This is a genomic window from Flavicella sp. (assembly GCF_037132785.1).
Classification (GTDB): Bacteria; Bacteroidota; Bacteroidia; order Flavobacteriales; family Flavobacteriaceae; genus Flavicella.
On record NZ_JBAHZZ010000020.1, the window covers coordinates 1 to 23,586 of the forward strand.

The 23,586-nt window shown below is 34.0% G+C and carries 14 protein-coding genes; 10 read left to right on the forward strand and 4 right to left on the reverse strand.

Annotated elements, in window-relative coordinates; genetic code table 11:
* Positions 1-248: 248 nt before the first annotated feature.
* Positions 249-2,885 (reverse strand): alanine--tRNA ligase, encoded by a 2,637-nt coding sequence (gene alaS, locus V5787_RS01395; RefSeq protein WP_336891503.1) that lies wholly within the window; start codon positions 2,883-2,885, stop codon positions 249-251.
* Between the two features lie 156 nt (positions 2,886-3,041).
* Between alaS and V5787_RS01400 the strand changes: the two genes are divergently transcribed.
* The 6 genes from V5787_RS01400 to V5787_RS01425 all read left to right on the forward strand — a co-directional run bounded on the left by V5787_RS01400 (position 3,042) and on the right by V5787_RS01425 (position 7,031).
* Positions 3,042-4,013, forward strand: coding sequence for a M23 family metallopeptidase (locus V5787_RS01400; protein ID WP_336891504.1), 972 nt, complete (start codon positions 3,042-3,044; stop codon positions 4,011-4,013).
* The gene (locus V5787_RS01405) at positions 4,013-4,342 is read left to right on the forward strand and encodes a MerR family transcriptional regulator (protein ID WP_336891505.1); all 330 of its coding nucleotides are present in this window, start codon (positions 4,013-4,015) and stop codon (positions 4,340-4,342) included. The genes V5787_RS01400 and V5787_RS01405 overlap by 1 nt, the downstream gene beginning before the upstream one ends.
* A 126-nt stretch (positions 4,343-4,468) precedes the next feature.
* Positions 4,469-5,056 (forward strand): LemA family protein, encoded by a 588-nt coding sequence (locus V5787_RS01410; protein ID WP_336891516.1) that lies wholly within the window; start codon positions 4,469-4,471, stop codon positions 5,054-5,056.
* Positions 5,057-5,058: 2 nt separating this feature from the next.
* Complete coding sequence (locus V5787_RS01415) at positions 5,059-5,496, forward strand: TPM domain-containing protein (protein WP_336891506.1); 438 nt, start codon at positions 5,059-5,061, stop codon at positions 5,494-5,496.
* Between the two features lie 15 nt (positions 5,497-5,511).
* A complete protein-coding gene (locus V5787_RS01420) occupies positions 5,512-6,204 on the forward strand; it encodes a Bax inhibitor-1/YccA family protein (RefSeq protein ID WP_336891507.1) in 693 nt (230 codons plus the stop codon).
* A 32-nt stretch (positions 6,205-6,236) separates the two neighbouring features.
* A complete protein-coding gene (locus V5787_RS01425; RefSeq protein WP_336891508.1) occupies positions 6,237-7,031 on the forward strand; it encodes a TPM domain-containing protein in 795 nt (264 codons plus the stop codon).
* A gap of 514 nt (positions 7,032-7,545) precedes the next feature.
* Here the strand turns inward: V5787_RS01425 and V5787_RS01430 are convergent.
* Entirely contained in the window at positions 7,546-13,797 is a 6,252-nt protein-coding gene (locus V5787_RS01430; RefSeq protein WP_336891509.1) for a choice-of-anchor L domain-containing protein, read from the reverse strand.
* Positions 13,798-14,010: 213 nt separating this feature from the next.
* Between V5787_RS01430 and V5787_RS01435 the strand changes: the two genes are divergently transcribed.
* On the forward strand, positions 14,011-15,627 hold the full coding sequence (locus V5787_RS01435; protein ID WP_336891510.1) for a sodium/sugar symporter: 1,617 nt from the start codon (positions 14,011-14,013) through the stop codon (positions 15,625-15,627).
* A 75-nt stretch (positions 15,628-15,702) separates the two neighbouring features.
* Here V5787_RS01435 and rlmD read toward each other — a convergent pair whose 3' ends face one another.
* Entirely contained in the window at positions 15,703-17,112 is a 1,410-nt protein-coding gene (gene rlmD, locus V5787_RS01440) for a 23S rRNA (uracil(1939)-C(5))-methyltransferase RlmD (RefSeq protein ID WP_336891511.1), read from the reverse strand.
* Positions 17,113-17,576: 464 nt separating this feature from the next.
* The gene (locus V5787_RS01445) at positions 17,577-19,442 is read right to left on the reverse strand and encodes a DEAD/DEAH box helicase (RefSeq protein ID WP_336891512.1); all 1,866 of its coding nucleotides are present in this window, start codon (positions 19,440-19,442) and stop codon (positions 17,577-17,579) included.
* A 381-nt stretch (positions 19,443-19,823) separates the two neighbouring features.
* Between V5787_RS01445 and rpsA the strand changes: the two genes are divergently transcribed.
* The 3 genes from rpsA to V5787_RS01460 all read left to right on the forward strand — a co-directional run bounded on the left by rpsA (position 19,824) and on the right by V5787_RS01460 (position 23,573).
* Positions 19,824-21,620, forward strand: coding sequence for a 30S ribosomal protein S1 (gene rpsA / locus V5787_RS01450; RefSeq protein ID WP_336891513.1), 1,797 nt, complete (start codon positions 19,824-19,826; stop codon positions 21,618-21,620).
* 185 nt (positions 21,621-21,805) lie between these two features.
* Positions 21,806-23,203, forward strand: a complete 1,398-nt coding sequence (gene glmM, locus V5787_RS01455) for a phosphoglucosamine mutase (protein ID WP_336891514.1) — start codon at positions 21,806-21,808, stop codon at positions 23,201-23,203.
* 220 nt (positions 23,204-23,423) lie between these two features.
* Complete coding sequence (locus tag V5787_RS01460) at positions 23,424-23,573, forward strand: hypothetical protein (protein WP_336891515.1); 150 nt, start codon at positions 23,424-23,426, stop codon at positions 23,571-23,573.
* Positions 23,574-23,586: the final 13 nt, after the last annotated feature.

Genomic DNA, 23,586 nt, shown 5'->3' on the forward strand with positions numbered 1-23,586 from the left:
TAAATCACAAATGCTATCTGCAAAAGTAGGTGTTATTTGTAGTTTCATGGCTTGAATATACATCTTAATAAGCTAACAAACAATGATTTATATCCTAAGTTTGGATGTTTGTTTTTGTCATGTACCTTGCAACGGTCTTAATTAGCTAATAATATAAAGAATAACAAAAAGGCTCCAACTGTATATTGGAGCCTTTTTATGTTATTAACTCGTGTGTCTTGAGTTTGTCGAAGGCTAGGTTAGCTTTTTTAAGAAATATAATCTTTTGCTTTAGAGATTGCTTCGGCTAATCCAGCTGGATTTTTACCTCCTGCTGTAGCGAAGAACTTTTGACCACCTCCGCCACCTTGGATGAGTTTTCCTAATTCTCTAACGATCTTACCTGCATCTAATCCTTTTTCTTCTACAAGATTTTTAGAAATATAAGAAGTCAATAAAGCTTTTCCGTTGATTTCTGTTCCTGCAAAGAAAAACAAGTTGTCAATCTCATTCCCTAGTTCATGAGCAATGTCCTTTAAAGCCCCTGCCTCCATGTCTATTTGGGTTGCCAAGAAATTAATTCCATTTACTTCTGTGATTTCTTTTCTTAATTGAGATTTTAATCCTTTTATTTTTTCTTTTACTAAAACTTCAATCTTCTTTTTTAATGCTGTGTTTTCATCCTGTAAAGATGTAATTGCTTTTACTGGGTCTTTTGTGTTTTTAAGGCTGTTTTTTACTTCGGTAAATAAACCGTCTTGTTCGTTGTAGTATTGTTTTACAGTATCAGAACTAATCGCTTCAATCCTCCTGATTCCAGACGCAACAGCTCCTTCAGAAGTGATTTTAAAACGCCATATATCTGCTGTGTTTTGAACATGAATACCGCCACAAAGTTCCATTGATTCACCAAATCTAATAGAACGAACCGTATCACCATATTTTTCTCCAAATAAAGCAATTGCTCCTTCTGAAATTGCATTATTGTAGGTGTTGTTTCTGTTTTCTTCTAAATTTAATTTTTCGTGGATACGGGTATTTACAAAATTTTCTATTTCAGCTAGTTCATCACTGCTTACTTTTGTGAAATGAGAAAAGTCGAAACGCAAAGAGTTACTTTGAACCATAGATCCTTTTTGCTCAATATGCTTTCCTAAAATTGTTCTTAAAGCCTGATGTAATAGATGTGTAGCAGTGTGATTTGCAGCAGATCTAGACCTGTGTTTACTATCTATAACAACTGTATATTTTGCATTGATGTTTTTAGGTAGATTCTTTGTTATATGAATAATCAAGTTGTTTTCCTTTTTGGTGTCTAGAATATAAATCACATCACCGTTTGCAGATTCTAAATATCCTTTGTCTCCAACTTGTCCACCTCCTTCTGGGTAGAATGGAGTTTGGTTAAATACCAATTGAAACAATTGACCCTCTTTTTTATTCGCAACTTTTCTGTAGCGTGTTAAGACAACTTCAGCAGTGGTATTGTCATAACCAACAAAACTTCCGTTTGAATTCTTTTCTAATATTTGCCAGTCGCCTGCTGTTACTTTTGCGGCTGCTCGAGAACGGTCTTTTTGTTTTTGTAATTCTGTGTCAAATCCTTTTTCATCCAGCTCAAACCCCTTTTCACTTAAGATCAGTGCTGTTAAATCAATAGGAAATCCGAAGGTATCATACAATTCAAAAGCTTTTTCTCCAGAAACAATAGTTCCTGTAGTTTTTGAAATAATTGTATCTAATAAAACCAAACCTTGATCTAATGTTTTTAAAAAAGAATGTTCTTCTTCTTTAATAACATTTACAATTAATTGTTGTTGTGATCTTAATTCAGGGAAAACATCACCTAATTGATTACTCAATGTTTCAACCAATTTGTAAATAAAAGGTTCTTTAGTGTTTAGAAAGGTAAACCCGTAACGGATGGCTCTTCTTAGAATTCTTCTGATTACATAACCTGCACCATTATTACTTGGTAGTTGACCATCTGCAATTGAAAAAGAAACAGTACGTACATGATCTGCAATTACTCGAATTGCAACACTTACCTTTCCATTCTCTTCCGTAGCAATTGAGTTTTTGTCGTATTTAGATTTGGTAATGATTTCAATTTCTCTGATTAAGGGAGTAAAAACATCCGTATCATAATTAGATTGTACGTTTTGCATTGTCATACACAAACGCTCAAATCCCATTCCCGTATCTACATGTTGTTCTGGAAGTTTTTCTAAAGTTGTATCTGCTTTTCTGTTGAATTGCATAAAAACCAAGTTCCATATTTCTACAACCTGAGGGTGATCCATATTTACCAAGTCTCTCCCTGAAACTTTAGCTTTATCTTCCGTAGAACGAATATCGATATGGATTTCAGAACAGGGTCCGCAAGGTCCTTGTGTTCCCATTTCCCAGAAGTTATCTTTCTTGTTTCCCATGATGATTTGATCTTTAGGAACAATAGCACTCCATAAATCAAAAGATTCCTGATCCATGGTTAGATTGTCAGCATCTGTACTTCCTTCAAAAACACTAACATATAATGAGTCTTTGTCAATTTTCAAGCGATCCGTTAAAAATTCCCATGCCCACTCAATAGCTTCTTTTTTAAAATAGTCACCAAAACTCCAGTTCCCTAACATTTCAAACATCGTATGGTGGTAGGTGTCCATTCCTACTTCTTCCAAGTCATTATGTTTTCCTGAAACACGTAAACATTTTTGAGTATCTGCTATTCTAGAATGTGTAACCTCACGTTGACCCAAAAAATATTCTTTAAATTGATTCATTCCTGCATTGGTGAACATCAAGGTAGGGTCGTCTTTTAATACAATTGGGGCAGAATCAACAATTTTATGAGATTTTTCCTCAAAGAAGTTTAAAAATTGTTGTCTTATTTCTAGTGATTTCATGTGTTACGATTCTTAATTTAAACTATTAAAAAAATGCTAAATTTAACCAATCATAGAGTAGTTGTAAAACATTTTGTAAATTTGCTGCTATCTCATGATTTTTAACTTTATAAAAGTGCTTACAAATGAGGATACAAAAGTACTATATTTAGCAATATGGCAAAAGTAAAATTTTATTACGATTCAGATACCCTTTCTTATCAAAGAATAACGGTAAAAAGAAGCACAAAAATTAAGAATGGTTTATTGTTTGCAACAGCTGTAGGTTTGATTGCTTTATTTGGATTTATAAGCTTCAGTTATATTATTAAGTCCCCTAGCCAATTGAGCAATGAACGTGAATTGGAGAACGATGATTTACAATTTGAGTTGTTTTCAAAAAGACTTGATGAAATAACTACTAGGTTGGAAGAAGTTCAAGAAAGAGATAATAATATTTACCGAGTGTATTTTGAAGCTGAACCTATTTCGAAAGAAGAGAGAATGGCTGGTTTTGGAGGTATCAATAGGTATAAGTCTTTAGATGGGTTTGACAATTCAACGATGATCAAAGAGGTGACAAAGAAAATGGATATTTTATCAAAACAACTTGTTGTTCAGTCGAAGTCCTTAGATGAAATCATTGAATTGGCGAAGAATAAAAAAGAGATGCTGGCTTCAATTCCTGCAATTCAACCAGTAGCGAATAAAGATTTAAAAAGGATGGCCTCGGGATATGGTTATAGAATTCATCCTATTTATAAGACCAGAAAACACCATTCGGGAATGGATTTTTCTGCTCCTAGAGGAACTCCTATTTATGCAACTGGAAATGGGAGAATTGAAACTGTTAAGAGATCGAGAAGAGGTTTTGGAAATTATGTAAAGATTGATCACGGGTTTGGTTATAAAACACTTTATGCGCATATGGATAGTTATATAGTTAGCAAAGGGCAAAAAGTAAAAAGAGGTGATATGATTGGTTATGTTGGTTCGTCGGGTATATCAACAGCACCACATTTACATTATGAAGTGATAAAAGGAAATAGAAAAGTAAATCCTATTTATTATTATTTTAACGATTTGACTCCGAAGGAATATGATATGATGTTGGAAATGGCTTCTGTAGAAAATCAATCACTTGACTAATGAATATCGACTTGCCAGAAAAAAGATATTACAAAATTGGCGAAGTGGCACGCGCATTTGGAGTGAATACCTCTTTAATTAGATTTTGGGAAAAAGAATTTGAAGTTATTCAACCTAAAAAAAATAGCAAAGGGGATAGGATGTTTACGCCTCAAGATATTGAGAATTTTAGATTGATTTATCATTTGGTTAAAGAGAAGGGTTTTACTTTGGATGGAGCCAAGAAAAAATTGCTTTTTGATCCAGATGTGGCAAAAAATAATTTAGAGATTATTGCCCGCTTGGAGTTTGTGAAAGCTGAATTATTGAAAATAAAAAACGTATTGTAAAACTGGTATAATTAAATTTTTAATTATACCAGTTTTGTCAAAATTCTGACAAAATATCAGAAATAAATAAAGTGGTACATATATTGAATATGAAGTATTAAATAATAAAAATACAAAATGAATAAATTGAAAAAGTGGTTGCCGTTAATAATTGTTGGTATAGTTGTTCTTTGGGGATATAGTACCTTTAAAGGGTTTAATAATTCCGCTGTAATCTATCAAGAAGACGCAAAAACAGCATGGTCAAATGTAGAAAGTTCATATCAAAGAAGAGCTGATTTGATCCCTAATTTAGTAAATACAGTAAAAGGGTATGCAGATCATGAAAGTGAAACTTTAGAAGCTGTTATAAAAGCCAGAGCAGCAGCAACGAGTACTAAAATTGATGCGAGTAACTTAACCGAAGAAAATATGGCAACTTATCAAAAAGCACAGCAAGGATTGTCTGGGGCTTTGGGTAGATTAATGGTGGTTGCAGAAAAATACCCTGATTTAAAGGCAAATAGAAATTTTTTAGAATTGCAAAGTCAGTTGGAAGGAACCGAAAATAGAATTAATGTAGAAAGAAATAGATTTAACGGTTTGGTAAATAATTATAACAAACATATCAAGGTATTTCCAAATTCATTTTTTGCAGGAATGTTGAATTTTGAAGAAATGAGTCGTTATAGATCTGCAGAAGGAAGTGAAAAAGCACCCGAAGTAAAATTTTAAAGATGGCAAATACAGAATATCATTTATCAAAAGAAGAAGAGCAAGCAGTTGTAAATGCGATAAAGGAAGCTGAGTTGAATACTTCTGGAGAGATTAGAGTTCATATCGATCCTAGTTCTGAAAAAGACACTATGGACCGTGCTAAAGAGATTTTTTTTGAATTGAAAATGAATGAAACTGAAGCCAAAAACGGGGTCTTATTTTATTTAGTAGTAAAAGAACATAGGTTTGCTATCTTGGGAGATTCGGGAATAGATGAGGTAGTGCCAAGTGATTTTTGGAATACGACAAAAGAATTGGTGATTTCCGAATTTAAAAAAGGTGATTTTGCTACTGGTTTGCAATTAGGAATTGAAGAAGCAGGCAAGAGATTGAGAGAGTTTTTTCCTTATCAGTCTGATGATGTAAATGAATTACCTGATGAAATATCTAAAGGTTAACAGAATATATATATTATGAATACAGAAATTTTATTAGAAAAAGAACAATTACAAGCTGTTTTTATTTCAAAAGTATATGGTTGGATGAGTGCTGCATTGGTTATTACAGGTGTTGTTGCTATGTGGGCGGCATCTACGCCAGCTGTTCAGCAAGCCATATTTTCAGGAACTACAATGATTCCTTTTTATATTTTAATTGCTGCAGAATTTGGAGCCGTTATTTATCTTTCAGCTAGAATAAATAAAATGTCAGCTGAAACTGCAGGTATCGTGTTTTTGCTCTATTCAGTATTGAATGGTTTGACCCTTTCTATGGTGTTTTTAATTTATACGAGTTCTTCTATAGCCTCTACATTTTTAGTTACAGCGGCTACTTTTGGAGTGATGAGTGCCTATGGTTATATAACCAAAAGAGATTTAACCTCTATTGGAAATCTTGCTTTTATGGGCTTGATAGGTTTAATTATAGCCTCTGTTGTAAATATGTTTTTACAGAGCGAGATTATGTATTGGGTAATTACCTATGCGGGTGTTTTGATCTTTGTTGCATTAACGGCATACGATACTCAAAAAATAAAAAGAATGGCGTCTTTTGATGATTCTCAAGAGGATTATAAAAAGAAATCAATTTTGGGAGCATTGACATTGTATTTAGATTTTGTAAATCTATTCTTGTACTTGTTGCGTTTTATGGGAAATCGTAAATAAGAATATTAATCATAAGGAAATTCATCAAAATTTTGAAAGTTAAAAATATAGTAACGATTGTCACCTTGTTTGTGTTTACAGCAATGGTAAATGTTTTTTCACAAAACGGAATTCCAGATATTCCAAAAGAGCAAACAAGTTTGTATGATTATGCAAACTTACTTTCTAAACAGGAACAAAAAAGATTAGAGCAAAAACTTATACGTTATTCCGATTCTACATCAACACAAATTGTTGTCATAACAATGACTTCAATAGGGTCTAATAATATTGCGATGTTTGCAACTGAGTTGGCGCAAAAATGGGGAATTGGACAGAAAGGAAAGGATAATGGTATTCTTGTTTTGATCGCTAAAAATGAACACAAAGTAAATATCTCTACGGGCTACGGAGTTGAGCATTTACTTACGGATGCTCTGTCAAGAAGAATTATTGAAAGCATGATTACTCCTAATTTTAAATCAGGTAATTTTTATGCAGGTTTAAATGAAGGTACAGATGCTATCTTTCAGGTTTTAAATGGTGAGTTTAAAGGTGAACGAAAGAAAAATAAAACAGGAAACGATTCTTCCAAAATGAAAGGTTTTTTCATTGTTGTGGTAATAGTATTGTTTTTTGTTTTTAGAAAGAGAAACAATAAAGGTGGAGGTCGTGGAGGTCGACGTAGTGCTTCTTCAGACATTCTAACTGCAATTTTATTCAGTAGTATGGGTAGAAGTAGTGGAGGTTTTGGAGGCGGAAGCTCTGGAGGTTTCGGCGGCGGTGGTTTTGGAGGTGACTTCGGTGGAGGTGGCTTCGGTGGAGGTGGAGCTAGTGGAAGCTGGTAGGTTTACTGCTTCTTAGCAAAAGACGCCATTTTTACTAGGGTATTTCAGTTTTTTGTAGTGATTTTTCGCTTTAATTTCCTTTCAAATAAATTATTGTTAAGCTTAGTTTTGCCATAACCATTCATACAAATAATATAGATGCAATCATTGCAAACTGAAAACGTATTTGCTTTAGCCAACTTTCCAAAAAGTCCTTTTTCAATAGGTGTTTCATGAAAGGAAAAATACAATTCTTTTATGTTTTCTATTGAAAAAGGAACGTTATTAAGAATAGTTTCTAGTTCGTTTTAGCATTTAAATGACGCATTAAATTCGTTTCTTTTTCGTTCATGTTTCACACAAAAACAAAACCGTAGCGGAGCTATACTCTTATTTTTATTGTTTTTTTGAATAAAAAAATCCAAATTATTATTATGTCATTTAAAAATAAAATTGGGATTAAAAGACTCTAAAGTTTTATTTTTAATCACTTCAATAATCCCTACATATTTATTTCTCTAGCAACTTTTAAGATTTAATAGATGGCTATTTTTTTAGAAATTTTCCCATTAGAAGTTTGTAGTTTTACGATGTAGATTCCTTGAGGTAATGTTTTAATATCGATTTCTTCTTGATCATCCCATTGATTTAATAGTACGCCTAAAGTATTGTAAATTTGAATTTCGGAAATTGTTAAGGAAAAATCTTTTCGGATTTCTATAGTTTTCAGTTTATCATTATAACGAATGATTATATTGTTATAAGTAGATTTTTCATTCAGTCCTAACGCATTTTCAGAACCAAAAGTAATATAGAATCTATTGCTGTAATGTCCTGCAGCTAAATCTAGTTCAATTGGAGTCTTATTTAATTCTAAGAATGTATCGTCAATTTTATCTAACAAATAAACAGGTCTAGCTATGTTGAGTTTTTCATCGGCCATAATATATGCTTTTCCGCTATAATCCATGTTAAGTGTTAGTGGAACTTCAAGGTTGTCAGAAATCTCTTGAATTCCTGCAATAGCATATACTTCTCTGTTGCCTTCAAATTTGAAATAAAGATCCGTAGCGTCCAAATCCAATACTTGACTATCAAATCCTTCGTCTTTTTGGTAGCTATTGCCTTCTTGGAAAGAAACTGCAATTTGTCTATGTAAATCAATTGATTCGGTATTCTTATATTCAAAACCAAGTTTTAGTACAGGTAAGGTACTAACGGTTGTTTTATTATTAGAGTTTTCTTTATTTACACTTTTGAAAAACACTGAATTAGCTCCTATAGTTTCATAAACACGCTGACTGTTGTTAAAGGTAATTGTACCTCCGTTGAGACCCGCTTTTAAGAAGAACCCTTGTGCTACTGGGATGTGTTGTTTTGGAGCATGGTAAGTTCCACTTCCGAGTCCTGCGATGCCTTCAATAGCCGAGGTTGCAGCAGTTCCAGTGCTTGCATTTCGTATTCCATATCCACCTTCATATTGATCTTGGATATGGTTACCTCCATCTCCTGTATGTTGCCAGAAATATAAAGTTCCAATAACAGAAGAGTTGTCAGCGTAAAATTCATCTGCATCCAAAGCAGAAGGGTAGGGGTTTCCTAATAAAGAGTTATGACCCGCACTGATGGTCGTTGTAATATCTCCATCATTTGGTGTGCCTACAAAGGTGTAGTTTTGTGGCGCTCCCGGTCCTTTTAGAATAAAGGACTCTCCTTGGTTAAACGATCCTGTTTCTTTTTGTTGAATCCAAGAAGATGCAGTCAAACCATTGATATAGCTGAAAATCCAGTAATTAGCGATGGTAATAGGACTTGTGGTATTGGTTCCGCTAAGGTTGCTGTAATTGTAGTTGTATTCTTGAAAGTTAATATCCAAAGGAGTAGAAGATGAAGAGGTTGGTATTGTACCATCTTTTAATACATCTGCTACAGAAAAGGATGTAGTTCCGGTTGCATGAACAGGAGAGGTAAGATAATTGTACTGAAAAACTGTAGCCGCAGTAGCGGTTTGGTCTATATAGAGTTTACCAATTCCCGTAACTTTAGAATCCCCTGTATGAGTTTGAATTAGCTGTGCCTCACCCACCATTCGTAAATCTCCATCTAATTGCAAGTTATCTGCAATTTGAAGATAAAGTGCCGTGTTTACTGTTAATGTTGAACCAGATTTAATCCATAAACATCCAATTTCAACATTTTCAGTTAATACAGCATCAGAACCTCCATTGGAATCAATTGTTACAAGTTCTGTATTGTCATCTGTGTTTGGAGCTCCAGTAACGCTACTAGAAGATCCTCCTTCCCATGCACCTGTTCCTCCGTTTTCAGAACCATCCCAGTAAATTCCGTTTACTTCTGTAAATGTAAAATATTTTGTGCCTTCAAAATCGTAAGTGCCTGTTAGTTGTGTAGTTCCATTAACTGTTGCACTGCTTAATGATATAAATTCAACATTTGTAGTCAATGCTTCATCATCTGCTATTTTTATCGCTATTTGTATAGTTGAGCTGCTGTTTAAATCAGTTCTTATTGTTGCTTCAGGAGCTGCAATTTGAGTACTTCCTACAGTACCTGTTTCAACGATTTTCCATATGCGATTCATAATTAGAGAGCTACTACATAATACAGAAGTTGCTGTAGTAGTGCCAGTATTATTATCATTTCCCCACATTAGAAAATCTTTGTCTGTTGAAAAGGAATTAGCATTCGTTAGGTTGTCTGTAGCTAGTGATCCAAGTCCAATGGAAATTAAAGCATCTGAATTGATAGATTTAGATTGTTTTTGTGTGAAATTACGTGTGTCATCTCTTCCAATCCCTGCTACATCATTGTGGTATAAGCTATTATTGTCATAACTCCATACTTTTGTAGTTCCATTTGACAAAAGGTAATCACCCTCTGTAATAGCAGGTCTTGTATCTGTGTCATTTAAAGTAATACCATATTTTATAGCCAAATACGATTGTATACTTTGTTGTTCAGTATCTGTTGGAATGTCTGCAAAAATTATAATTTCTGCTATTTCTCCATCGTGATACTTTGATGTATTGGAACCAATGGAAAAATCAGAGTCATTTCCTTGAATTGATGAATCATAAGAATCTGCGTTAGCAAAACGGAAACCATCTCTATATAATGCTTTGTTTGCTCCAGATGGATTGCTTGTTGTGTTACTTTGGTTAAAATTCCAAAGATTGAAAGTATTGGTCGTACTGCCCCAATCTGAACGAATTCTACCTTCGCTTGTATTGGTGCTTCCAAAATCAAAATAGAAATTACTGTTACCCCAAGGTATGTGAGTTCCAAATCTCTCTGAAGAAGCTAGCTCTTCATAATAAATAAAACTATTTTGAATTGTATGAGTGCTAGAAACAATATATACCCAAAGATCTGTATAGAAATTAGTTTCAAAGAGACCATTGGTAATATTCATATATTGTGTTGTTCCATTGAAATCAAATGTAGGATTAAAGTTCAATCCATTTGAATTCATTGTTGGAGCAACCACTGCGGAGGCATCTTTGTCGTTTCCAGATTGATCTTGCCAAGTAGAAGAGGTCGCTTCGATATCAGCTCTTAACCAGATTAGATTTCCGCTACCGGCAGTGATATCAATTGTGTTATCTCTAAAATCTACATCTCCTCCTGTAAGTAAATCAGTGTCTGAATCTGGCAAATTTGTTAAATCATCAATATTACCATTTATGTCTAGGTAATCATTTGATGTATAAATATTACTGTCTAATCCATTTACACCATTAGCACCACTAAGGGTTAATCCCGCTTCGGTAGTGTCATCTTGACCTTCATTATCGGAGTCTGTATCGATATAATCAGCAGTATCTGTTCCGTCTGTATTAATGGGTGTTAATCCTCCTAAATAAGCAGAGTTTACACCGTTATTTGCTAAGTAAGTTGCAGCATCATCAGCGTTAGGTGCAATATAGCTATTGGTTAATTGCGCTTCTAGGTTATCTGGGATACCATCTCCATCAGAATCTAAATCTAAATAGTTGTTTAATCCATCATTATCAGTATCTAAAATGGTCCCTTCCAAGGTGTCTAGGATACCGTCATTATCATCATCCAAATCGATTGTGTCATTCACCCCGTCATTGTCGTTATCTCCGATACTTGATGCATCTCTAAAATCAACATCTCCTCCAAAACTTACATCACCATCAGAATCTTGTAAGTCAGAAGTTGCATTAATAATTCCGTTTACATCAGAATAATTGTCGATGGTGTCTATATTATTATCCAAACCATTGACCCCTATATTTCCGTTTAAGGTAAGATTAGCCTCTGTTGTATCATCACTTCCTTCGTTGTCAGAATCAGTGTCTAAATAATCTTCATTATCAACACCATCCGTATTTATAGGTGTTAAACCTGACGGGTAAGCAGTGTCCATTCCATTAGAGTCATAAGCTCCATTTGGAGCAATATAACCTGCTGTAGTTTGTGCTTCAATATTATCTGGAATTCCATCTCCGTCAGAATCTAAATCTAAGTAATTGTAAATTCCATCTCCATCTGTATCTGTAGGGTCTGTTAAATAGTTGTTGTCGTTGTCTAAATTAGCATCTTCAACTAAATCATAAATTCCATCATTATCGTCATCTAAATCTATATCATCGGCAACTCCATCATCATCTGTGTCAGGAAAACCACTTATATATTTTATAAATATGGCAGAATCATATTTAGTATCTGTAACATCTGCAATAGCAAATTTTATATGGTAAGTTTCACCTGGTGTTAGTCCAGTTGCAGAGGCTCTGATTTTTTTTGTAATACCATCGTACTCAATTGTAATACTACCAGATGTATTGTCGCTAAAATAACTAGACTGGGTTAAGTCACCACAATTGGCCGCATCTCCACTAGCGCCAACGGAACCATTATTTAAATAATTAATAGATACTGTGTTAGAAGTTCCTGGAACAAGAGCGATGTTTTGGGTTCCTATAACTTCGTTTCCTGACACAAAATAACCAAAGATATCATTATAGTTAGAACATACATATTCGTTGTATTCGTCAGAAGCAAATTGATAATCTATTGTTAAAACAGTAGCTTTATCATCTAAAGTTGCATCAAATTCGAAAATTACAGGGTCATTCATAGTACCAATAGACAATAAGATTAAGTCCGCATCAGATGTAGAGGTATCATGGCTAGTAGTGCTATCAGTATCATTATTTGTAGAAAACGATTCAGTTACAGTACCTGTAGTGAATACAACGCCATCATCAATTTCAAGTCCTATTCCTTGAATGGCACCGACAAAAGTTCCTATTTGTGAATTTTCTCCTATAGTAATCGTAGCATTAGAAATTGTAATACCAGGTCCTTCTATAGTAGATGCTAGAATAGAGGCATTTACCCCACTTACAAATGAAAAAGCTACGGAAACTGAGTTGTCTCTATAGTTAATATCTCCACCAGAATTTAAATCACTATCAGCATCTGGAAGTGTTGTTGGGTCATTTAATGTTCCATTTATGTCAGAAAAATCATCTGAACTTTCATAGTTAGAATCCAATCCGTTTGTTCCCACAATTCCCGATAGAGAGTATCCTGCTTCAGAGGTGTCATTATCTCCTTCATTATCACTATCGGTATCTTGGAAGTCAGGGTAGGAATCTCCATCTGTATTGGCAGGTGTTAATCCGCCTAGATAAGCGGAATTTACTCCGTTGTTGGCCGTGTAAGTTGCTGAGTCATCAGAGTTTGGAGCGATATAATTGTTTGTTTCTTGTGCTTCTATATTATCAGGAATCCCGTCATTGTCAGAATCTAAATCTTGATAGTCATATATACCATCTAAATCAGTGTCTTCTGGAGTGCAAGAAACGCTATTTTTCATTTGGTTGATTTGACTGATGTTCAAGGCAGTTTCGTAATAATATATTTCGTCTATCAATCCTGTAAAATAGTTTCCACTACCAGAGTTAAATGCGTTATTTGAATTCGTAGCACCAAAACCACTTGCGTTTCCAAGATCTGTTAAAGGAGATTCTTCTGTATCGACAGTATTTGAAGGGATGCCATCTAAATATAAGGTTAAGTCTCCATTTGTAAATGTTACTGCTATATGGTACCACGTGCTTGTGGAGGGAATTGTAAATGTTGAAGTGGTAAAGGTAGCAGTGCTGTTATTGATAGCACACTCAAGTGTGTTTCCATTTAGTCTTATTGCAAATCCATTCTCAGTACCACCTTCTTCTATCAAGGTTTGTTCTCCTGTTAATGTTTCTGGATATATCCAAAAAGAAAAAGTAAAGTTGCTTATATCTTGATTAAGAAAAGTACCATCATTATATTGTAGTAATGTTGTACTTCCATCAAAACGAATTGATTTGGTTCCTGAAACGCTATTGGTGTCATAAACTATTGTTGGAGAGTTTTGAAGGTCATAATTGTTCGTAGTGGCGTCATCTGTAGTGTCATCAAAAGACCAGTAAGCATTATAACCAGATATTACAGAACAGCTGTTTTCGACTTCGTCTAAAATTCCATCATTGTCATCGTCTAAATCAATACTGTCGTTAACACCATCTCCATCTGTATCCGAAACGAGAATAAAGAAGGTAGATATTCCTTTTTTTTCTGTTTTTTTGATCAAGAAGTCTTCTAGGATACTCCCCTTGAATAGGAAAGAAGTATATCGAAAATTAGAATTTTTTATTGATTTAGGTTCCTTTTTATTGGCACATAAAATATTTGATCCAATTATCAATAGAATTAAAAAAAGGCTGTGTTTTATATTTGTCGTAGACATGTCGTTTTAATCTTAAGGGCTAATGATAAAAGTAGTAATTAATAGTCAGATTGTTGAAGGGAGTACTAGTTTGTTAAACTATGTTAATATTGATGGTGTCAATTTGTTGCAAAATATGTGCAGTTAACGTTAGAAAATTTTGTTTTGGATAAGGTGTTCAAATTAAAATGATAAATTGCAACTTAAAATTAACCGAATTTAAATAAATATATTATGACAACAGGATTTCATTTTTGGGATTACGTTATTTTTGTAGCCTATGCAATTCTTATATTGGGAGTTGGATTGTGGGTTTCTAGAGATAAAGATGGACACCAAAAAAATGCCGAGGATTACTTTTTAGCAAGTAAATCTCTTCCATGGTGGGCCATTGGTACATCATTAATTGCAGCAAATATTTCCGCAGAACAGTTTATTGGAATGTCAGGGTCTGGGTTTGCTCTTGGTTTGGCTATTGCATCTTACGAGTGGATGGCGGCTTTAACCTTGATAATTGTAGGGAAGTATTTCTTACCTATTTTTATCGAAAAGGGATTGTATACAATTCCAGAATTTGTAGAGAAAAGGTTTTCTACAAATTTGAAAACAATTCTTGCTGTATTTTGGATCGCGTTATATGTATTTGTAAACTTAGCGTCTGTTCTTTATTTGGGTGGATTGGCAATTGAGACGATTATCGGTGTAGATATGATTTATGCAGTAATTGGTCTGGCGTTGTTTGCGGCAGCATATTCTTTATATGGAGGGTTGTCTGCAGTTGCATGGACAGATATTATTCAAGTAATATTTCTAGTCATGGGAGGTTTAGTTACTACTTATTTAGCCTTAAACACGGTTTCTGGTGGAGAAGGAGCATGGCAAGGGATGTTAGCTGTATATGAAGCAGCTCCAGATCGTTTTAATATGATTTTAGAGGAGAGTAATCCTGAGTATACGAACTTACCTGGAATTGGGGTATTGGTTGGTGGATTATGGGTTGCAAACCTGTATTATTGGGGATTCAACCAGTATATTATTCAACGTACATTGGCAGCAAAATCTTTAAGAGAGGCTCAAAAGGGAATATTGCTAGCAGCAGGATTGAAATTGATCATTCCTTTTATAGTTGTAATTCCTGGAATTGCTGCTTATGTTATTGTTAATGATCCTGAATTGATGGCTGGATTAGGAGAAGTAGGTAGGTTGAATATGCCAGAATCAGGATCGGCTGATAAGGCTTATCCTTGGTTGCTACAGTTTTTACCTACAGGTTTGAAGGGAATTGCATTCGCAGCATTAGCAGCAGCAATTGTTTCTTCTTTAGCGTCTATGTTGAATTCTACTTCAACAATTTTTACAATGGATATATACAAACAATATATTAATAAAAATGCAAATGATAGAACAACGGTGAATGTTGGACGTATTTCAGCAGCTGTAGCATTAGTTATTGCGGTTGTAATGGCTCCTTTATTAGGGGGGATAGATCAAGCATTCCAGTTTATTCAAGAGTATACAGGAATTGTGAGTCCAGGTATTTTGGCCGTATTTATATTAGGTTTGTTCTGGAAAAAGACGACAAACAAAGCTGCTATTTGGGGAGCACTATTGTCTATTCCTATAGCTGTTTTGTTTAAAATGGGAAGTTTGCCCTTTATGGATCAAATGGGATATACTGCATTAGTAACAATGGGTGTTATTATTGCAATTAGTTTGATGCAAAACAAAGGAAAAGATGATGGAAAAGGAATTGAATTAAATAAACGGGTGTTTGAGACATCAGCATTATTTAATGTTGGGGCATTTGCTATTATGATTATTCTTGTTGCCTTGTATGCATTGTTTTGGTAGGACTTAGTAGCTAAATGAATAAAAAAAAGCCTAGTAAATTATATTTACTAGGCTTTTTTTGTTTGTATAGTAATATTATCTCAACTCAAGTAATACTACATTTTCTACATGATGTGTTTGTGGAAACATGTCTACTGCTTGTGTGTCTATGATTTTATATTGATCTTTCATCAACGCTAAATCTCTTGCTTGTGTAGCAGAGTTACAGCTTACGTATACAATTCGATTGGGAGATATTTTTAATATTTGTTCTACCACTTTTTTATGCATTCCGTCACGAGGAGGATCTGTAATAATAACATCTGGTTGACCGTGTAGATTGATGAATTCAGTAGTGAAAACTTCTTTCATATCACCAACGTAGAATTCAACATTGTCAATTTTATTATGTTCTGCGTTTCCTTTAGCGTCTTCTATGGCTTCTGGTACAGACTCTACACCGATTACTTTTTTTGCGTTTTTAGCAACAAACTGTGCAATAGTTCCTGTTCCTGTATATAAATCATATACAAGTTCGTTTCCTGTTAAACCAGCAAAATCTCTTGTAACTTTATAAAGTTCATAAGCTTGTTTTGAGTTGGTTTGGTAAAATGATTTGGCATTAATTTTAAAACGTAGACCCTCCATTTCTTCAAAAATATGATCTCGCCCGCTAAATAAAATGATATCCTGATCGTAGATAGAATCGTTTCCTTTGCTATTGATAATATACTGCAAAGAGGTTATCTGTGGAAATGTTTGTTGGATATAGTTTAATAGGAGTTCTCGTTTTTCTTTATCTTCCTTGAAAAACTGATAAACCAGCATAATTTCTCCAGTAGATAAAATTCTTAACATCATCGTTCTAAGTAGTCCATCTTGTTCTCTTGGATTGTAAAATTCAATATTGTTGGCAAGAGCAAATTCTTTGGTCGAATTTCTAATTTCGTTTGAAGGATCTTCTTGAAGGTAACATTTTTCAACATCTAAAATTTTGTCCCACATACCAGAGATATGAAAACCCAAGGCGTTTTTATTATCTATTTCTTTGTCAGATTTTATTTCTTCATAAGTCAACCATCGATTACTTGAAAATGAAAATTCCATTTTGTTTCTGTAAAAATATTCTTCTTCACAGCCGAGTATAGGAGTGATTTTTTCTAGTTCAAGATGACCAATTCTTTGTAGGTTTTGGATAGTCTCCTTTTCTTTATAAAAAAGTTGATCTTTATATTTCATATGTTGCCATTTACAACCACCGCAATGTTCAAAATGAGTGCATTTAGGTTCAGCTCTTTTATCTGAGTATTTGTGAAACTTTGTGGCAGTACCTTCAAAATACGCTTTTCTTTTTTTTCCTGTTTGAATATCAACAATATCTCCTGGAATTGCATTTGTTAAAAAAATAACACGACCATCGGGTGCTTTTGCAACTGATTTTCCTCTTGCTCCAGCATCGATTACTTCGATGTTTTCAAATACGTAATTTTTCTTTTTTCTGCCCATTTTGCAAAGATACTTTTTTTCTGAAAGTATCTTTGTGTACGATGTCTAAAAAGGGAATATTTATTATTGTTTAAAATAAGGTAAGAGTTGGGTTTTGTGACTGTTAATAGTGCAGTAAATGCAAATAATGCCAAAGAGAAGGGGTTTAATCTTCTGTTTGTAATGAGAAATATTCTTTTAGGAGTCTTAACTGATAGTACCAAATAAATTTCAGAGTGGTTGATGCTAAATTTGAATTATTTTTTTCTTTAGATGAAATAAAAAATATTAGCATAGCTTAGGTTATGGTTCTATTTTATATTGAAAGATGAATTAAAAAGAAACGAATTTAATACGTCATTTAAATGTCAAAATGGTGTGAAATGACAATTAGGAATGTGATAGAATAAATTTCGCTTTATATAAGAGCAACAAAAAGCAGAAACTTTACAGTTCCTGCTTTTTGTTTATATAGATTAAGGCTCTTAGTCTCTTCTTCTTCCGAAACCAGAGCTTCTATCAGGTCTATCTGAACTTCTTCTGTCAGATCTATCTGATCTATCAGGTCTGTCTGAAGATCTTCTATCGCTAGACCCGCGATCTCTACGTCTGCTATCGTTTCTGTCAGATCTACCACCTTCTCTTCTGTCGGAGCGACCACCACCTTCATAGCGTCTTCCTCTACCTCTTCTTTCTTCGCTTCCTCCACGACGATCGTTTCTTCTTCCTCCTCCTGAGCGTTTTTTCTTTTCAGTAACTTCAACATTTACACTACGACCGTTAAATTCAGCTCCTTGGAATGAGCTAATTGTTTCGTCGGTAAAATTCTTGTCTAATTCAAAGAAAGAGAAAGTATCTAAGATTTCAATTTGTCCAATTTCAACATTGTTAGTGATTTCTTGCTCGTTTATCAATCCTATTAATTTTCCAGGATTTAAGTTGTCCTTTCTTCCAAGGTTGATAAAGAAACGAGTCATGTTTTCATCATCTCTTGATTTTCCTCGGTCGTCAGATCTACTTCTTTCTGCTTCATTTAGGTCACGAGAGTTTGTGTAGTATTTTAGGAATTTATTGAATTCAACAGAAACAAATTTCTGAATTAATTCTTCTCTATTCAGTCCTTCTAGACTAGAATAAATACTCTCTAAATAGGTGTCAATTTGATCGTGATTAACTTCTGTTTCTTTAACGATGTTAATTAAACTGAATAATTGATTCTTGCATATTTCTTCTCCAGAAGGAACTTCCTTCTTGGTAAATTTTTTATTTATTTTTCTTTCTATAGGGCGTAATCGACCCATTTCTTTATTAGTAATTAGAGCAATTGAAATACCTTTTTTTCCTGCTCTTCCCGTTCTTCCACTTCTATGAGTGTAAGCTTCGATTTGGTCTGGTAATTTGTAATTGATTACGTGGGTTAAGTTGCTTACATCTAATCCACGAGCAGCAACATCTGTAGCTACTAATATCTGTAAGCTATTGTTTCTGAATTTTTGCATAACCCCATCACGTTGTGCTTGAGATAAATCTCCATGTAATGCATCTGCATTATAGCCATCTTGAATAAGGTTTTCTGCTACTTGTGCAGTCTCTCTTTTTGTTCTACAGAAAACGATTCCATAAACATCTGGATTTGCGTCACAAATTCTTTTTAATGCAGGGTACCTGTTTCTTTCTGTGACCACATAATATTCGTTAGTTACATTATCAGCTCCAGTATTCTTTTTACCTGCAGTAATTTCAATTGGGTTATCCATATAGTTTCTAGCAATAGATTCCACTTCTCTAGGGAATGTTGCAGAAAACAATAGAGTTTGTTTGTTATCTGGAGTAACCTCTAATACTTGATCCAATTCGTCTTTGAATCCCATGTTAAGCATTTCATCTGCTTCATCTAAGATTAACCACCTTACGTTGTCAAGTTTCAGTGATCTTCTTTTGATAAGGTCAACTGTACGTCCAGGAGTACCAACAACAATTTGAGCGCCTTTATTTAGTCCTCTAATTTGGTCTTGAATATTTGCTCCCCCATAAACGGTAAGTACATTTACTCCTTTCATGTATTTAGAGAAATCTTGAATGTTTTTTCCAATTTGAACTGCTAATTCTCTGGTGGGAGATAAGATGATTGCTTGTGTTGATTTATTGTTAGCATCTAGTTCTTGCAGTACAGGTAAGCTAAATGCGGCTGTTTTTCCTGTTCCTGTTTGTGCAAAAGCTTTTAAATCCTGATTGGATGAAATTACTTGAGGAATAGCTTTTAATTGAATTTCAGAAGGTGTTTCGTATCCTAAATCGGTTAGCGCTTTAAGGATTTCGTCGTTCAATCCTAATTCTTTAAATGTAGACATTTTGTATAAGTTATTGACTTACAAAATAATATCGCTACTTTGTCAGCCGTTGTTAAAAGTCTGCAAAGATAGTTCTAATAGTTGCATTAATCTAAAGAATAGTGTTCTTTTTTGGCTTGATATTCTGTTGTCATGGTTTGAATATGGTTGTTTTCAGATTGATAATCTGAAGGTGTGCTGTGTTTGTTTGTAATATGCTCATTTCTAGTGTCTTTTTACGTGTGTTATATGTTGTCGAAGTGAGAAATAAATACTAAATTTGCAAACCTTTTTACGAGTACGGATTTAAGAAGAGGAATTGATGTATGTTAACTAACATCTCTTATGGTTAATGTCGTTTAAAAAATCCGGTTAACAATAGGATACAAATATTAAGACAAAATGTCTGAAGAATTAAAAAACGAAGTTGAGGTTCAGGAAGTTCCTGCTGTTGAGACTGTAAATCCAGAACAATTTTTAGCAGATTTCGATTGGCACAAATACGAAGAAGGTATTGAGGTTGTTGATGAAGCTAAATTAAAAGAATTTGATGCTGCTTTAGAAGGAACTGTTGGTTTCGTAAATGAGTTAGATGTTATCGAAGGAACAGTAACTAGAATTACTGATCGTGATGCTATCATCGATATCAATTCAAAATCAGAAGGAGTTATCTCTTTAAACGAATTCCGTTACAATCCAGGCTTAGTTGTTGGTGATGTAGTAGAGGTATTGGTTGATAGAAGAGAAGATGTTTCTGGTCAATTAGTATTGTCTCATAAAAAAGCGAGAGTAATAAAAGCTTGGGATAGAGTAATCAACGCACAAGAAACTGGTGAAGTAGTTAACGGATTTGTTAAGTGTAGAACTAGAGGAGGTATGATTGTTGACGTATTCGGAATTGAAGCATTTTTACCAGGTTCTCAAATTGATGTTAAGCCAATTAGAGATTACGATCAATATGTTGATAAAACAATGGAATTCAAAGTTGTGAAAATCAACCATGAGTTTAAAAATGTTGTTGTTTCTCATAAAGCTCTTATTGAAGCTGATATCGAGATTCAGAAGAAAGAAATTATTGGGAAGTTAGAAAAAGGACAAGTATTAGAAGGTATTGTGAAAAATATTACTTCTTACGGTGTATTCATCGATTTAGGTGGAGTAGACGGTTTGGTACACATTACTGATTTATCTTGGTCAAGAATTAACCACCCATCTGAGGTAGTTGAATTAGATCAAAAATTAAATGTAGTAATCCTTGATTTTGATGACCAAAAAACAAGAATCCAATTAGGATTGAAACAATTAAATGCTCATCCATGGGAAGCTTTAGATGCTGAACTTAAAGTGGGTGATAAAGTAAAAGGTAAAGTAGTAGTACTTGCTGATTACGGTGCGTTTATTGAGGTTGAACAAGGTGTAGAAGGATTGATTCATGTTTCAGAAATGTCATGGTCAACTCATTTACGTTCAGCTCAAGACTTTGTGAAAGTTGGAGATGAAATTGAAGCAATCGTATTGACTCTTGATAGAGAGGATAGAAAAATGTCACTAGGTATCAAGCAATTACATCCAGATCCGTGGACTGATATTACTAAGAAATATCCAGTGGGTTCTAAGCATAAAGGTACTGTAAGAAATTACACAAACTTTGGTGTTTTTGTTGAACTAGAAGAAGGAATTGACGGATTGGTTTATATCTCGGATCTTTCTTGGACTAAGAAAATTAAACATCCATCTGATTTTGTATCAGTAGGTGATATTTTAGATGTTCAAGTATTGGAATTAGATGTTGAAAATCGTAAGTTAAACTTAGGTCATAAACAAACTCAAGACAATCCTTGGGATGGACATGAAGTGACTTATACAATCGATTCAGTACATGCTGGTACAATTAAAGAAAAAACAGACAAAGGTGCAATTGTAGAATTCGCAGATGGAGTTGAAGCTTTCGTGCCAGGTCGTCATTTAGAGAAAGAAGATGGTAGTAAACTTGGAAAAGGAGATGCTTCTGATTTTAAAGTATTAGAATTTAACAAGGAGTACAGAAGAATTGTTGCTTCTCATACTGCGATTTTCAGAGCTGAAGAGGCTAGAAATATCAAAGCTGTAGCTAAGAAATCAGAATCTGCTGAAAAATCAACATTTGGTGATATTGCAGGTCTTGCTGACTTAAAGAAAAAAATGGAAGGAAAAGAATAATTTCTACATTTTATAATTAAAAAAGAGCTGTCTATTTTTAGATAGCTCTTTTTGTTTACAGGATGTTTTATACTTGTTTTAGCCTCTTTGTCTTATGGCTGATAAATATAATTACTTTGATAGACGAGTAGTCGTTATTCTTTTCTATTTTTGTTTTTGAGAATGAATTTAATACAATACTATATATGTCATTGATAAAATCAATATCAGGAATAAGAGGTACCATTGGTGGTTCTATAGGGGATAATTTAACGCCGCTTGATGCAGTGAAATTTGCAAGTGCCTATGGTACATGGTTGTTAGATAGAAATAAGAATATAAAAGAAACCTTGAAAGTTGTAATTGGTAGAGATGCGCGTATTTCTGGTAAAATGATAAGTAGTCTTGTCTCTAATACACTCATTGGTTTGGGGATTGATGTAGTGGATTTAGGTTTGTCAACTACGCCAACTGTAGAAATAGCTGTTCCGATGGAAAAAGCAAATGGAGGGATTATTATCACGGCATCGCATAACCCTAAACAATGGAATGCTTTAAAATTATTGAATGAACAAGGTGAATTTTTAGATGGAATTGAGGGTGATAAAATATTGAATTTGGCAGAGAATGATGCATATACATATGCAGAGGTCGATGACCTAGGAGTGTATACGAAGGATAAATCGTTTATTAAAAAGCACATTGATGCTGTGTTGGCTCTTGGTTTAGTTGATGTTGCTGCTGTTAAAAAAGCAAAATTCAAAGTAGTATTAGATGCTGTAAATTCGACTGGTGGAATTTTTATTCCTGCTTTGTTAGAGCGAATGGGAGTAGATTGTGTAAAGTTATATTGTGAACCGAATGGTGAGTTTCCTCACAATCCAGAGCCATTAAAAGAACATTTAGAGGATATATCAAAACTTGTGGTTGCAGAAAAAGCACACTGTGGTATTGTTGTTGATCCAGATGTAGATAGATTGGCATTAGTAAATGAAGATGGCTCTATGTTTGGAGAAGAATATACCTTAGTGGCTTGTGCCGATTATGTTCTAGGAAAGTTAGAAGGAGGAAACACGGTTTCTAATTTGTCCTCTTCTAGAGCGTTAAGAGATGTGACAGAGAAACATGGTGGGTCTTATGCTGCAAGTGCAGTAGGGGAAGTTAATGTGGTCATTGCCATGAAGGAAACCAATACGGTTATTGGAGGTGAAGGAAATGGAGGTGTCATTTATCCAGAATCTCATTATGGGAGAGATTCTTTGGTTGGTGTCGCTTTGTTTTTATCACATTTAGCAACGTGTAATATGTCTTGTAAGGAATTAAGAGATTCTTTTCCAAGTTATTTTATGAGTAAAAATAAAATACAATTAACACCTGGTTTAGATGTAGATAATATTCTTGAGAAAATGGCAGAAAAGCACAAATCTGAATATGTGAATATCATTGATGGTGTTAAAATAGATTTTCCAACCGAATGGGTTCATTTAAGAAAATCAAATACAGAACCAATAATTAGAGTGTATACAGAAAGTAACTCTCAGGAAAATGCAGAGGCATTGGCTCAGAAAACGATTGAAGAAATAAAACAAATAGCAAGGTTGTAAAGGTGTTTAGTTGATTTTTTTGGCAGGCTCCTTTGGGCTTGTTTCTAATGACAATATCAAAATGTTCTATTTTTTAGGTTTGTATTTTCTTTGATTCTTAAATTCAAGTAATAAAGATCACAGAATTTAAGACCGTTGCAAGGTACATGACAAAAACAAAGACCCAAACTTAGGGTGTAAATCATTGTTTGTTAGCTTATTAAGGCGTGTAATTTAAGTTATGAAACTACAAAGAACAGCTGCTTTTGCAGATAGCATTTGTGACTTACGTACAAGAAAGATAAAAGCTACATTTTTTAGTCAAATAAATATTCTTATCGATTGGGATCGCATTTCAAAAATAATAGACAAAGGACTATTCCAGGGGTAAAAGTGCCGTTGGT